The sequence below is a fragment of the Kribbella capetownensis genome, from assembly GCF_004331485.1.
Classification (GTDB): domain Bacteria; phylum Actinomycetota; class Actinomycetes; order Propionibacteriales; family Kribbellaceae; genus Kribbella; species Kribbella capetownensis.
The window spans coordinates 1-13,375 of sequence record NZ_SJKD01000014.1; the positions used below are offsets into that span (position 1 = coordinate 1).

Below are 13,375 nucleotides of genomic sequence, written 5' to 3' on the forward strand. Positions count from 1 at the left end.
AGACAGCTCCACTCCACGCCGGGAGGCCTTCACGCATCAACCACACTCACCGCGTGTCGTCACACTTTCTCAACCAACGTGCCTGATCAGTACAGCTAGGTGAGCCAGTCGGTGAGTGGGCCGATCGCGAAGTACACCACGAAGAGCGCCGACACGATCCACATCAGTGGGTGGATCTGGTGCGCCCTGCCCCGGACCAGCTTCAGGATGACGTACGCCACGAAGCCCGCGCCGATGCCGGCCGAGATCGAGTACGTGAACGGCATCAAGATGATGGTCAGGAACGCCGGGAACGCGATGTCGAAGTCGTCGAAGTTGATCCCCTTCACCTGGGTCATCATCAAGAACCCGACCAGGATCAACGCCGGCGTCGCCGCTTCGTACGGCACCAGCGTGACCAGCGGCGCGACCACCATCGAGATCAGGAAACAGATCCCGGTCACCACGCTGGCCAGCCCGGTCCGGGCTCCTTCACCGACACCGGACGCCGATTCGATGTACGACGTGTTGCTCGAGACCGAGGCGGCACCACCGGCCGCGGCCGCGACGCTGTCGACGATCAGGATCCGCTGCGCGTTCGGCGGGTTGCCCTCCTTGTCGAGCAGCCCGGCCTCGGCGCCGATCGCGGTCATCGTGCCCATCGTGTCGAAGAAGTCGGCGAGCATCAGCGTGAAGACCAGCAGCAGCGCGGAGATCACGCCGACCCGCTCGAACGCCCCGAACAGGCTGAACTCGCCGATCGTGTCCAGGTTCGGCTTGGTGAACCAGTCGTCCGGCAACTTCGGCACGCTCAGGCCCCAGCCGCCCGGGTTCTTGTCGCTGCGGGCCCCGATCCCGGCGATCGCCTCGATCACGATCGACAGCACGGTCGCGCCCAGGATGCCGATCAGGATGGCGCCCTTCACCTTCCGCGCGTACAGCGTCACGATCAGGATCAGGCCGACCACGAACACCAGCACCGGCCAGCCCCGAAGGTTGCCGGCGACACCGAGCTCGACCGGCGGCCCGGTCAGGGCGGCCGGGCGACGGACGAAGCCCGCATCGACCAAGCCGATGAACGCGATGAACAAGCCGATGCCGACACTGATCGCGACCTTCAGCTGTAATGGCACCGCCTCGAACACGGCTTTGCGGAACCCGGTCAGCACCAGGACCAGGATGATCAGGCCCTCCAGCACCACCAGGCCCATCGCGTCGGCCCAGGTCATCTTGGTCGCGACCGAGAACGCGATGAACGCGTTCAGGCCGAGGCCGGTGGCCAGCGCCAGCGGGAAGTTCGCCACGAGGCCCATCAGGATCGTGACCACGCCGGCGACCAGTGCGGTGGCGACCGCGATCTTCGCGATCGAGGCCGCCGTACTGGTGCCACCACCGACGAGCTGGCCGTCGCCGTCCGGCACGGTGCCGATGATCAGCGGATTCAGCACCACGATGTACGCCATGGTGAAGAAAGTGACCAGCCCGCCACGGATCTCCCGGCTGAGGGTAGATCCACGTTGGCTGATCTTGAAGAACGAGTCGACGACATTCGATCCGGAGCGGGCCGTCGCGGCCTGGGGCGAGCTCATGCCCGCATCGTGCCAGTTCCTACCCGTCGGTTGCGAGCACTGACGCAAAACCGTTCCGCTGCGGGATACGTCGGCGGTGGGTACTAAGGTGGTGCCGTGGCAGACGAACGGGAGGCGTCGAAGAAGCGGAACGACCCCACGAGCCAGCTCGCCCGCGGCGAACTGGTCCACGCCGAGGTGAAGCCGCTCGACCTGTCCGGCATCCCCAGCGTCATCGTCGGGATCATCGCCTGGGCGATCGCGTTCGTCGTTGTCCTCATCTTCCGCGACGACCTCAAAGAAGACGGCCTCGAATGGTGGCTCTGGGTCACCGTCGCCGGCTTCGGCCTAGGCCTCATCGGCCTCTGGTACTGCCGCCGCCGGTGGGCCGCCATCCAAGCCGGCCACCGCCCAGAACAAGAAGACTGACGCCCACCAAAGGACACCGCCTCCGGCCGTTCGCGGACTGGGGTCGCGGGCACATGTGATCGGCGGGTATGACTGCGAGTGGTGACTACCCCACCGCGCCACCTGCGACTCGTGACCGGCCGAACGACACCTCTTCGGTAAGCCATGGGTGCTCAAGGAACTGCGTTGCGCGGAAACAAGTTGCCACCAGGCGGCGAAAAGGTTCTGGGTAATGGACCGGCGAAAGGAGCGGGTGCGTCAGGCGGCCAACGGTCCACAGGTCCGCGCGAGTGTTGGGACGGCGCGTGGTCGGGCGCTTTGGCGGCGGACTACTTGAGTTCGTCGTCTGATTCTGGTTCGGCGGCGGCTTCGACTTCGGATTGGACTGCGTCGGCTAGTTCGAGGGTGTCGTAGCCGGTGGTGTCGAAGGCGTGTTCGGCGGACGGTTGGTCCGGGAGGTCGATGACCGTGTCGGAGTGGGCGCCGCAGCCGTAGTCGTACGCGACGACGCGGCCCTCGCCCGGGGCCATCTCGTTCGCGCAGATGCCGAAGGCTTGGCCGAGGCTGTCGGCGAGGCGGATCCAGTAGCCGCACGAGTGGCACTTGTACGGGACGGCCTGCGCGATCGGTGCGCTCGGGCCGAAGTCACCGGCGTACCAGCGCTCGGCTGCTTCTTCCCGGCCGAACGGCGAGAGCACGCGCTCCCGGCCGAGGCCGAGCTCGTCGACGACCGCGCGTACGTCGTCCGGGGCGCCAACCTCGGTGAAGCCGGCCTCGAGGCGCGGGTCGTCCGCGTGGGTCGGGAACAGGTCGCCGGGGCGGAGGTCGCCCGGCTGGACGCGCTCGGACCACGGGACCCACTCCGGTGCGACGACTGCCGCCTCGCCGGGGAGCATGACGACCTCATTGACCGTGACCGTCTTCGCCCGGGAGGCGCGGGTCACCGTGACCGCCCACCGCCAGCCCCGGTAGCCCGGGTGGGTGGAGGCGAAGTAGTGGGTGACGAGGCGCTCACCCTCCACCGAATGACCGAGGTACTCCCCGACCTGCGCAGTACCGGCCTCGTCGATCGCTGCCTCACGGGCAGGGTCGACCGCCGCGACACTGACCGCGTCGGCCTTGGCACGCACCGGTTCCGGAGTTCTGACGGGAGTCACAATCGCCCATTCTCGCACGCCCGCGGCAGTGTTCCGAACGCGCCGTGACTACGGTCTGTCCCCTGCAGGAGGCAGGATGGTTCCATGCACAGCCCAGACCCCGCCGACCCGAAGTCGACGCCCGGCGGAAAGCCCGCCGGCGAGCGACCGACCGGCGGTCAGCCGAGGGCGGGACAGCAGGCTGGCGGCCAGCAGACCAGCGGGCAATCGGCGGCGGGGAAGACACCCGGTGACCGGTTCAGTGACGCGCGGGACAAGTTGGGTACTGCGAGCAAGAAGGTCGGCCACGCCTCGAAGGTCGGCGCGACCGGGTTCGCGACCGCGTCGAAGAAGACCGCCGTCGTGGGTGGGAAGGTCGGCCGGGCCACCGGCCGCCGGATCCGCGGACTGACGGGCGCTCAGGGCGCCCGCGAATCGGGGCTGTCCCGGCTGATCGAGCTGGGCGCGGTCAACGCCGCCGGCGACACCGCGTTCGCGGTCTCGCTGGCTGGGACCGTGTTCTTCACCGTGCCGAGCGACCAGGCCCGTGACCGCGTCGCACTGTTCCTCTTGCTGACGATGGCGCCGTTCGCCCTGATGGCACCGCTGATCGGACCGATCCTGGACCGGTTCCGCCACGGCCGCCGCTGGGCGATCGGTGCGACGCTCGGTCTGCGCGGCTTCCTGGTCTGGAGCCTTGCCGCGTCGATGACCGGCTCGAGCTCGGCCTGGCTCTACCCGGCCGCGCTCGGCTGCCTGGTCGCCTCCAAGGCGTACGGCGTGACCCGGGCGTCCGCCGTACCTCGGCTGCTGCCGAAGGAGATCACGCTCGTCACCGCCAACTCCCGGATCTCGCTGGCCGGCGTCGTGGGTGCGACCGTCGGCGCGGGCATCGCGGGAGCGTTCGCCGTGATCGGGCCGCAGTGGTCGCTGCGCTGGGCTGCGGTGGTGTACACGATCGGCCTGATCCTCGCGATCCGGCTGCCCAGCGCGGTCGACTCCCCCGCGGACGAGGAGATCACCGGTACGGCGGGACGCGACGCGCGGCGCCGGGCGATCACGGCGGCGGTGGCACGCGGCATCCGCTGCAACCTCGGACTCCGGTTCGTGTCCGGCTTCCTCACCATGTATCTGGCCTTCCTGCTCCGGGACAAACCGATCAGTGGGGTCGACGGCGCGATCGCGGTCGCCGCGGTGATCGCCGCGGCCGGGATCGGCAACAGCCTCGGCACCCTGACCGGATCGTTGCTCAAGGCACGAAAACCCGAGGTGGTCGTGCTGGTGGTGCTGATCGTGGACGCGACGCTCGCGGTCGCGGTGGCGGTGCTGTACGGCTTCCCGAGCCTGATCGCACTCGGCCTGATCGCGGGGCTGTGCAGCTCGCTCGGCAAGCTGTCGCTGGACGCGATGATCCAGCGTGACGTCGCGGAGTCCGTGCGTACGTCGGTCTTCGCGCGCTCGGAGACAGTGCTGCAACTGGCCTGGGTGATCGGCGGTGGCTGCGGCATCGTGCTGCCGCTGATCCCGCGGCTCGGCTTCGGCTTCCTGGCGGTCGTCCTGCTCGCCGTGGTCTTCCTGGTGATCCGGATGAAGCCGTCGAAGCCACTGCCCACCGGCCTGCGCGCAGAGGGCGGGCCTGGTCACAGACCTGGTGGCGGGGAGCCGCACCGGCGGTCCGGCGAGGCGCCACACCGGACGAGCGACACGGAGCCGGAGCATCCGACCAGCACGAGCCGCACAATCCTGACCACCAGCGTCGCCGAGCAGCGGGCGAACCGGGCGCAGCGCTCCGGCCGGTACGACGAGCCGACGGTGGAGCTGAGGATCGAGGACCAGAAACCACCTGGCGACCCCCAGCAGCCGGTCGGACGGTGGTGGAGCGGACAGCAGGACGACGAGGACGAGGACACGCTCGAGGACCAGGCGCGGTGGGCCGAGGAGCCGACCGAGGAGCGGGCGCCTGAGCGCGAGCGCGGCCTGTTCAAACGGCGCCCAGGCGGCGACACCCCACGCCGCCCACCACGCTGAAGCGACGGACCTGCGGGCAAGCGCAGAGCAGCCCCGGCGGGTGCGCCGGGGCTGCTCGGTCGAGGGGTTCAGGCAACGGGCTGGAGTGCGGGGTCGTCCTCTTCGCCGGAGACGGGAACCGGCTCCGGCGAAGGAGCAGTGCCGCGCAGGGTTGTGGTGGCGACGACCGCGGTGACCAGAAGAAGGACGCAACCGACGACTGCGACCACGTTCATGCTGTGGGTGAAGGCGTGCCGAGCGGTGGCCAGAACGGTCTCGGCAACCTGGGCCGGCAGGTGGGCCGCCGCTGCGGTCGCCGCCGGCAGACCCTCGCGGACCGGAGCCGCCACATCCGACGGCAGGTCCGAGCGGTAGGCCGCAGTACCGATGGAGCCGAGGACCGCGATGCCCAGCGCGCCGCCGAACTCGCTGCAGGTCTCCATCACCGCGGAGGCCGAGCCGGCCCGCTCCGGGGCGACCGATCCGACGATCGCCTCGGTCACCAGCGACATCACCATCACCAAACCGGCGGCCAGCAGAGCAGCTCCAGTCAGGACGACCGCCAGCGAGGAATCCGGCCGCACCTGGGTCAGGACGCCGAAACCGGAAGCCGCCAGGACGAAGGCACCACCGATCACGTACGCCCGGTCGATCCGCCGAGCCAGCGAGGTCGCCAGCGGCGCCGCACCGCCAACCACCACCGACGGAGCCAGTGACCACAGCGCCGCCTTGAACGGGCTCAGACCGTGGACCAGCTGCAGGTACTGGGTCATGAAGACCGCGTTGCCCACCAGGGCCAGAGTCCCAACAGTGTTGGCCACCAGCGAACCGCTGAACGCCATGTTGCGGAACATCCCCAGCTCGATCATCGGGTACGCCGCGGTCCGCTGACGCTGCACGAACATCACTCCGAACATCAGGCCGGCCACGATCGCGACCACCGGCAGCGCGGACGCCCCGTTCGCCGCCAGCTCCTTGATCCCCCAGATCACCGGCAGTACGGCGGCCAGCGACAGCAGCGACCCGAGCAGGTCGAACCGGCCGCCGGTCGGCGCCTTGAACTCCGGCAGCAGCATCGGCGCGAGCACCAGCAGCAGGAGCATCGCCGGGGTGTTGATCAGGAACACCGAACCCCACCAGAAGTGCTCCAGCAGGAAGCCGCCGAGCACCGGGCCGAGCGAGATCCCGCCCATCATCACCGCGCTCCAGAACGCGATCGCCTTCGCCCGCTGCTCCGCGTCGTGGAACATGTTCCGGATCAGCGCCAGGGTCGACGGCATCAGGGTCGCGCCACCGATTCCGAGCACCGCGCGAGCCGCGATCAGCTGCTCCGGGCTCTGCGCGTACGCCGCGGCCACCGAGGCCAGACCGAAAGCGACGGCGCCGAAGATCAGCAACCGGCGGCGGCCGATCCGGTCACCGAGCGAACCCATGGTGATCAGCAGGCCGGCCAGCACGAACCCGTAGATGTCGAAGATCCACAGCTGCTCGGTCGCCGAGACTCCCAGGTCCGCGCTGATGTACGGGACTGCGAAGTACAGCACCGAGACGTCCATCGAGACCAGCAACAGCGGCAGTGCGAGCACGCCGAGCGCGATCCACTCTTTGCGTCCCGCTCGTTCTGTCGGACCCATGATGCCCCTCCGAAGATCTGTTTACGCCGCACACTGTGTGCGCCATACACAGACCATAACGACATCTGTCTATGATGTAAACAGTCAATCCGGAAGAACGCCGAGGAGGGCCACATGGACGAGCAGGTCGAGCTGCCGCGAGTGCTGCAGCAGCTGTGGGGGATCGAGGGCCCGGCCCGGCCCGGGCCGAAGCCGGCGTTCCACCTGAGTGACATCGGCCAGGCGGCGATCCGGCTGGCGGACACGGGCGGCCTGGCCGCGGTCTCGATGAGCAAGGTGGCGGCCGAGCTCGGCTTCACCACGATGTCGCTCTACCGGTACGTCGATTCCAAGGACGACCTGTACGCCGTGATGCTGGAAGAAGCGTTCGGCGAGGCACCCGAGCCGGTGGCCGGGCAGGACTGGCGCGGCCGCATCACCAGGTGGGCCGAGGCGTTCCGCGACAGCCTGCGGCAGCACCCGTGGATCCTGCAGGTGCCGGTGTCGGAGCCGCCGCTGTCACCCAACCAGCTGGGCTGGATGGAGTCGGCGTTGCAGGCGTTCGACGGTACGCCGTTGACGGCGAACGAACGGCTGTCGTCGATGCTGCTGGTGAACATCTACGTCCGCGGGACCATGCAGCTGACCTTGAGCATGCTGACGCAGACCCCCGAGGAGGCCGCGACCGCGGGCCGGCAATACAACCAGCGACTGCGCCTGCTCGCGACCGAGGATCGGTTCCCGGCGATCGCGGCCGGCGTCCAGCAGCCGAACTCGGTGGCCGACCTCGACGTGGACTTCGAGGACGATGGATTCCGCGACGGCCTGGAGACCGTCCTCGACGGCATCCAGGCCCGGATCGACCGGCAGCCCTCGACTGATCGCGAGGGCTGAACTCAGATGTCCAGCTTGTCGGCGACCCCGCGCAGCACGGTCGCGACCTGACGGGCGGCCTTGTTGTCGGGGTGGCGGCCGCGGCGGTAGCCCTCGCCGAGGTTGTCCAGCAGCTTGATCAGGTCCTCGATGACGAGCTGCATCTCCTCCGGCTTCGGCCGCATCGCCTTCGCCACCGACGGCGGCGGGTCGATCAGCCGGACCTGCAGAGCCTGCTCACCCTTGCGGCCCTCGACGACCCCGAACTCGACCTTCTGCCCCGGCTTGAGGTTGGTCACTCCGGCGGGCAGGGCCTCGGCCCGGACGTAGACGTCACCGCCCTCTTCCTTGCTGAGGAAGCCGAACCCCTTCTCGGAGTCATACCACTTGACCTTGCCAACGGGCACGGGAACCTCTTCAGTCGTCAATCGTCGGAACCGACCGGGCGGGCGGCCTGATCGGGAACCCAGCGTACGTGAACCGGCGCCGCGGCGCCTCCGGGAAACCATCTGATCCGGCAGGCTTCCCGCAGAGACCAGGACCCACACCTCATCGGTACTTCTCCGGATTCTTCAGACGCTCGTTCATCGAGCCCGAGCGGAAGCCGCGCGGGTCGAGCCGGGCGGCCGGGAAGCCCTCGGCGACGACCGCGGCGATGAGTGGCTCGTGGTCCACCCGGTCCAGCAGGTCGCGATCGATCTCGATGCTCCCGGCGTCACCCAGATCCCGGACACGGACGTTCTGGACGCCGTACGGCGTGAGGCGGGAACGGACTGCCTGCTCGGCCCGGTCGACCCGGGCCAGCAGGTTCGGCGTGATGCGGATGCCGTACGCGATCCGGCTGGACAGGCAGGCCGCGGCCGGCTTGTCCGAGGTCTCCAGACCCCAGCTACGGGAGGCCTCGCGGATCTGCGCCTTGGTCAGCCGCGCGTCCTTCAGCGGCGTGAGCGCACCCCGCTCGAAGGCGGCCCGGATTCCCGGCCGGAAGCCGGCGATCGCGTCATCGGCGTTGGTGCCGGTCGCGATCGCAGTCATGCCGAACTCGTCCGCGATCGGCTGCAGCGTCTCGACCAGCTCGGCCTTGCAGAAGTAGCACCGGTCGCCCGCGTTGGCCTGGTAGCCCTCGCGATCCATCTCGTGCGTGTGCGGCGTGAGATGCCGGACGCCGAGGCTGTCGGCGAACCGCGCCGCCGGCTCGAGCTCCGCCGCCGGCAACGAAGGCGAGATCGCGGTCGCGGCGACCACGTTGGCCGGGCCGATCGCCCGCGCCGCGGCCGCCAGCAGGAACGCCGAGTCGGCGCCGCCGCTGAACGCGACGACCATCTTGTCGTAGCCGGACAGCCGCTTCATCAACGCTTCCAGGCGCTGCTCGAGGACGTACGCGTCCAGCCAGGCCGGGAACTCGGTCAGATCATTCAGTACGACGTCCGCGCCGTACGCACGCAACTCGTCCGCGGTGAACGGCCCGGTCGCCACGGCCACCGCGACTGCTCCGGCGGCACGGGCTCCCTCGATGTCGGCGGTGTGGTCACCCACGTAGATCGTCGCCTTGTGCTCGCGCAGTGCCGTACCCTTCTCGGCGCCGTGCAGGTCGCCGACCGGCTCGTCGATGTCGAGGCCGAGGTGCTGCATGTGCAGCAGCACCGATGGCGTGTACTTCGCCGACACCACCATGGTCCGGCCACGCAGGGCGCGGACGGCGGCCAGCGACTCGGCCGCACCGGGCAGCGGCAGGCTCCCGGTGATCGCGTGCGACGGGTAGTGCTCGCGGTACCGCACGACCATCGCGTCGATCTGCTCCGGCGGGAACCAGTTCGCCATCTCAATGGTCAACGGCGGCCCGAGCCGACTGACCACCAGGTCGGAGTCGATCGGTACGCCGGTCTCCGCAGACAGCAGATCCCAGACCGCCTGGATCCCCGGCCGCGAGTCGATGAGCGTCATGTCCAGGTCGAAGCCGACCACCAGTTCCGGCACATCGGCGGTGGCGGGCGCGGGCTGGATCTCGGCGGTTGACACGTCCCCAACCCTACGTGTTCCGGCGACGGGACCGCGCGCGGATTCCGCGATCAGTTGACAATCCAAGATCTCATGTCCTGCTACTTGACACTCAGGACGAAAATGTAAACCATCGGCCCCATGGACTCGTTCGCCGACCGGACCAAGCGCCGACTGCGTGAGGAACTGCTCGATGCGGCATACGACGCGATCGTGGCCGGCGGGTACGACGGACTCCGGATGGCCGAGGTGGCCCGGCGTACCGGCGTCTCCCGCCAGACCGTCTACAACGAGTTCGGCGACAAGTGGAGCGTGCTGCAGGCGGTCGTGGCGCGCGAGACCGAGAGGTTCCTGGTCGAGGTGAACGTGGCGCTCGCCGAGCAGTCCGACCCGATCGACGGTCTCCGGGCCGCGGTCGAGGGCGCGCTACGGCAGGCCGCGGACAACCCGCTGCTGAAGGCCGCGCTGGGACAGCCGGGATCCGACCAAGCCAGTCAGCTGCTGACCACACGGGGGCAGCAGGTGCTGGAGCTGTGTCATCAGCGGCTCGACGCACACGTCCGTACGCACTGGCCGCAGATCCCTGTCGACGACGCGACCGCGTGTGTCGACGTCGCACTGCGTCTCGTGATCAGTCACATCGTCAGTCCCGGTCCCGCGCCGGTCATGGTCGCCGACCAACTCGCCAGGGTGCTCGGTCCGTTTCTCAGCACAACAGGAGGTCGCGCATGACGAATCCTTTGCACCGGCAGGGCTTCACTTCGCTGCGGTCCGGAGGACTGAACTGGGAGGCGCTGCCGCTGCGATTGTTCGACAAGGGCAATCGCAAGTTCTGGAATCCACGCGACATCGACTTCAGCCAGGACGCGAAGGACTGGAAGGAGCTCAGCGACAACGACAGGCACAACGCGTTGATGCTGTGCTCGCAGTTCATCGCCGGCGAGGAGGCGGTGACCGAGGACCTGCAGCCGTTCCTGCAGGCGATGGCGGCCGAGGGACGCTTCGGCGACGAGATGTACCTGACCCAGTTCTGCTTCGAGGAGGCCAAGCACACTGCGGTCTTCCGGCTTTGGCTGGACGCGGTCGGCGTCACCGAGGACCTGCACCACTTCATCGAGAACAACCCGGGCTACCGCGCGATCTTCTACGAGGCCCTGCCGGTCGCGCTGAAGTCCTTGGCCGACGACCCTTCGCCGGCCAACCAGGTCCGGGCCTCCGTCACCTACAACCACGTGGTGGAAGGGACTCTGGCCCTGACCGGCTACCACGCGTGGAACCTGCTCTGCACGTCCCGCGGAGTCCTGCCCGGCATGCAGGAACTGATCCGCCGCATCGGCGACGACGAACGACGCCACATGGCCTGGGGCACGTTCACCTGCCGGCGGCACGTCGCCGCGGACGAGTCGAACTGGAAGGTCGTCACCGACACGATGGAGGAGTTGCTCCCGCACGCGCTCACCCAGATCCAGTGGGCGATGGACAACTCCCCCGCGCTCCCGCCCGAGATCAACCCGACCGCCCTGATGGCGTACGCCGGCGACCGCGCGACCCGTCGCCTCGGCGCGATCGAGTCGGCGGTCGGCGCGGACGTGGCCGGGATCGACCTCGACTACTCCCCCGAGCAACTCGAGGACACCTTCGGCGAGGAGGACTCAGCCGCGCTGGCGGCGGTTCGCTAGCACCACGATCAGCGCTGCCGTGCCGAGGACTGCCGGTAGCCAGGTGACGGTCGTCGTACCGAGGTGGTCGGCTGCTTGGCCTCCGGCGAAGGCACCCAGTGCGATCGCGCCGTTGTAGACACCTACGAGTACGGCGGACGAAGCTTCGGGGGCACTGGGTGCTGCGGCGTGGCCCCACGCCTGCGTGCTCACGCTGGTGCCGCCGTGCGAGAAGCCCCAAACAACCAGCAGAACAAGGGCTCCGGCGAGCGTCGTACCGAGGAGAGGCATGAGTACGGCGACCGTCGCGATGCCGAGGGCAATCATTCCGAGGGCACGGGTCGGGCGGAGCGATCCCGCGACGAAGTTTCCGATGACGCCGGCCACGCCGTACGCGAGGAGCAAGGTGCCGATGAGGGCGGGTGTGATGCCGGCCTGCTTCTCGAGCAGCGGACGCACGTACGTGTAGGCGGCGAAGTGGCCGGTGACGAGGAGTGCGACCAGGGCCAGCCCGACGCGCAGTTGCTTGATCTTGAGGACTTCCGCGACGTCGCTCAGCCGGACCGCCTTCTCAGCGGATAGCGGAGGCAGGAAGAGCGCGAGAGCGGCGGCGAGCGTTGCGGACAATACGCCGACGGCGGCGAAGGCCCAGCGCCAGCCGACCAGTTCACCGACGTACGCGCCGGCCGGGATCCCCAGTACAGAAGCGATTCCGATGCCGCTGAAGATGAGCGAGGTCGCCGGTCCGGCCGCGTGCGCCGGTACGACGCGACGCGCGAGGCCGATCGTGAACAGCCAGACACCGCCGAGCGAGATGCCGAAGACGACGCGGGCGATCATCAGTACGCCGAAGGTCGGGGCCGCCGCCGCGAGGAGGCTCGCGGCGGCGAGGAGCACCATCAGCCCGACCATCACGATGCGGCGGTCGAGCTTGCCCAGCACCAGCGGGAGGATCGGCGAGGCCAGCGCGGACACCACACCGGTGACGGTCAGGCTGAGGCCCGCCGTACCTTCACTGACCTGCAGGCTCGACCCGATCGGGGTGAGCAGACCGACCGGCAGCATCTCGGCGGTGACCACGGTGAACACGGTCGCCGCCATCACCACTGGAGGCGCCCAGCCGCGGGTGGCCGGTGCGACCTGGTCGGCGCAGATTGTCGTCATACATCCACTGAACGGCCGCGCACCGGTGCGGAACAACGGCGATGTGATCATGCTTGTATTAGTTGAGCTCATCGATCGGAGGAGGCGCCGTGGCCGTCGAGATCCGCGAACTGGAGTGCTTCCTGGTGCTCGCCGAGGAGCTCCACTTCGGGCGTACGGCGGAGCGCCTCTACCTCTCGCAGAGCCGAGTCAGCCAGTTGCTGCAGTCGCTGGAACGCCGGATCGGCGGACCGCTGTTCGAGCGGACCAGCCGCCGGGTCGCGCTGACCCCGCTCGGCAAGGAGTTCCTCACGTCGCTGCGACCCGCGTACGCCGCGCTGGAACGGGTCGTCGAGAGCGCGCGCGAGTTCGCGAACGACGTGAAGGGGACGCTGCGGATCGGCTTCCAGGGCTCGGCCGGCGACGAACTGCTCGGCGCGGTCTCGTCGTTCCAGGCGCAGAACCCGAACTGCCTGATCAACACCTGCGAGCTTCCGCTGAACGATCCGTTCGGCGCGCTCCGGCGCGGTGGCGTCGACGCCGCGGTCGTCCTGCTGCCCATTGCCGAGGACGACCTGGTCATCGGGCCGGTGTTCTCCCGGCAACCACAAACCCTCACGGTCTCCTGCCGCCACCGCTTTGCCGACCGGGACAGCCTCGACGTCGAGGACCTCGCCGATGAGGTGCTGATCGCTGTCGCGGGCCCGGCGCCGAGCTACTGGCGGCAGGTCCAGGCGCCGACGCAGACACCGGACGGAGCCCTCATCCACCGCGGTCCCGAGATCCACACCCGGGAAGAAGGCCTGTCGCTGATCGCGGCCGACCGCGGCGCGATGCTGCTGTGCCGAGCCACCGCCGAGAACAACCGCCGCGCCGACATCGTCAACATCCCCATCGCCGGCGTCCCCGACTCAGCCCTCGCACTCATCTGGCGCCGCGGCGAGGACACCCCCGCCCTGCAGAAGTTCGCCGCCCACCTCAAGGGAGCTTGA

General features: G+C 68.9%; 12 protein-coding genes. 6 read left to right on the top strand and 6 right to left on the bottom strand.

Annotation, left to right across the window (positions count from 1 at the left end):
• Positions 1–95 precede the first annotated feature (95 nt).
• Positions 96–1,568 carry an NCS2 family permease gene (locus E0H75_RS39375; protein ID WP_131518835.1) on the bottom strand — a complete coding sequence of 491 codons (1,473 nt, stop codon included), beginning with the start codon at positions 1,566–1,568 and terminating at the stop codon, positions 96–98.
• A gap of 96 nt (positions 1,569–1,664) precedes the next feature.
• On the opposite strand from E0H75_RS39375, the gene E0H75_RS39380 reads away from it, so the two are divergent.
• Positions 1,665–1,976: a DUF2530 domain-containing protein gene (locus E0H75_RS39380; protein ID WP_131518836.1), complete on the top strand. Its 312-nt coding sequence runs from the start codon at positions 1,665–1,667 to the stop codon at positions 1,974–1,976.
• Between the two features lie 308 nt (positions 1,977–2,284).
• On the opposite strand, the gene E0H75_RS39385 is transcribed toward E0H75_RS39380, so the two are convergent.
• On the bottom strand, positions 2,285–3,112 hold the full coding sequence (locus tag E0H75_RS39385) for a DUF3027 domain-containing protein (protein WP_131518837.1): 828 nt from the start codon (positions 3,110–3,112) through the stop codon (positions 2,285–2,287).
• Between the two features lie 84 nt (positions 3,113–3,196).
• Here E0H75_RS39385 and E0H75_RS39390 point away from each other — a divergent pair, with 84 nt between their 5' ends.
• Positions 3,197–5,119, top strand: coding sequence for an MFS transporter (locus E0H75_RS39390; protein ID WP_238163542.1), 1,923 nt, complete (start codon positions 3,197–3,199; stop codon positions 5,117–5,119).
• Positions 5,120–5,187: 68 nt separating this feature from the next.
• On the opposite strand, the gene E0H75_RS39395 is transcribed toward E0H75_RS39390, so the two are convergent.
• Positions 5,188–6,732 carry an MFS transporter gene (locus tag E0H75_RS39395; protein WP_131518838.1) on the bottom strand — a complete coding sequence of 515 codons (1,545 nt, stop codon included), beginning with the start codon at positions 6,730–6,732 and terminating at the stop codon, positions 5,188–5,190.
• 114 nt (positions 6,733–6,846) lie between these two features.
• On the opposite strand from E0H75_RS39395, the gene E0H75_RS39400 reads away from it, so the two are divergent.
• Entirely contained in the window at positions 6,847–7,605 is a 759-nt protein-coding gene (locus E0H75_RS39400; RefSeq protein WP_131518839.1) for a TetR/AcrR family transcriptional regulator, read from the top strand.
• A gap of 2 nt (positions 7,606–7,607) precedes the next feature.
• Here the strand turns inward: E0H75_RS39400 and E0H75_RS39405 are convergent, their stop codons facing one another.
• Complete coding sequence (locus E0H75_RS39405) at positions 7,608–7,991, bottom strand: cold-shock protein (RefSeq protein WP_131360638.1); 384 nt, start codon at positions 7,989–7,991, stop codon at positions 7,608–7,610.
• Positions 7,992–8,133: 142 nt separating this feature from the next.
• Entirely contained in the window at positions 8,134–9,603 is a 1,470-nt protein-coding gene (gene larE / locus E0H75_RS39410; protein WP_131518840.1) for an ATP-dependent sacrificial sulfur transferase LarE, read from the bottom strand.
• A gap of 120 nt (positions 9,604–9,723) precedes the next feature.
• On the opposite strand from larE, the gene E0H75_RS39415 reads away from it, so the two are divergent.
• Together E0H75_RS39415 and E0H75_RS39420 are read left to right on the top strand one after the other, a co-directional pair.
• Entirely contained in the window at positions 9,724–10,314 is a 591-nt protein-coding gene (locus tag E0H75_RS39415) for a TetR/AcrR family transcriptional regulator (RefSeq protein WP_131518841.1), read from the top strand.
• Positions 10,311–11,261 carry a R2-like ligand-binding oxidase gene (locus E0H75_RS39420; RefSeq protein WP_131518842.1) on the top strand — a complete coding sequence of 317 codons (951 nt, stop codon included), beginning with the start codon at positions 10,311–10,313 and terminating at the stop codon, positions 11,259–11,261. Before E0H75_RS39415 ends, E0H75_RS39420 begins: the two co-directional genes overlap by 4 nt.
• Here E0H75_RS39420 and E0H75_RS39425 read toward each other — a convergent pair.
• A complete protein-coding gene (locus tag E0H75_RS39425; RefSeq protein WP_131518843.1) occupies positions 11,235–12,404 on the bottom strand; it encodes an MFS transporter in 1,170 nt (389 codons plus the stop codon). The two genes, E0H75_RS39420 and E0H75_RS39425, sit on opposite strands and share 27 nt — an antisense overlap.
• Before the next feature lie 89 nt (positions 12,405–12,493).
• Between E0H75_RS39425 and E0H75_RS39430 the strand changes: the two genes are divergently transcribed.
• Positions 12,494–13,375, top strand: a complete 882-nt coding sequence (locus E0H75_RS39430; RefSeq protein ID WP_131518844.1) for a LysR family transcriptional regulator — start codon at positions 12,494–12,496, stop codon at positions 13,373–13,375.

Coding starts and splice junctions, on each gene's coding strand:
- E0H75_RS39415 (WP_131518841.1), top strand. CDS start 9,724: ATGGACTCGTTCGCCGACCGGACCAAGCGCCGACTGCGTGAGGAACTG.
- E0H75_RS39400 (WP_131518839.1), top strand. CDS start 6,847: ATGGACGAGCAGGTCGAGCTGCCGCGAGTGCTGCAGCAGCTGTGGGGG.
- E0H75_RS39375 (WP_131518835.1), bottom strand. CDS start 1,568: ATGAGCTCGCCCCAGGCCGCGACGGCCCGCTCCGGATCGAATGTCGTC.
- E0H75_RS39420 (WP_131518842.1), top strand. CDS start 10,311: ATGACGAATCCTTTGCACCGGCAGGGCTTCACTTCGCTGCGGTCCGGA.
- E0H75_RS39425 (WP_131518843.1), bottom strand. CDS start 12,404: ATGACGACAATCTGCGCCGACCAGGTCGCACCGGCCACCCGCGGCTGG.
- E0H75_RS39395 (WP_131518838.1), bottom strand. CDS start 6,732: ATGGGTCCGACAGAACGAGCGGGACGCAAAGAGTGGATCGCGCTCGGC.
- E0H75_RS39390 (WP_238163542.1), top strand. CDS start 3,197: ATGCACAGCCCAGACCCCGCCGACCCGAAGTCGACGCCCGGCGGAAAG.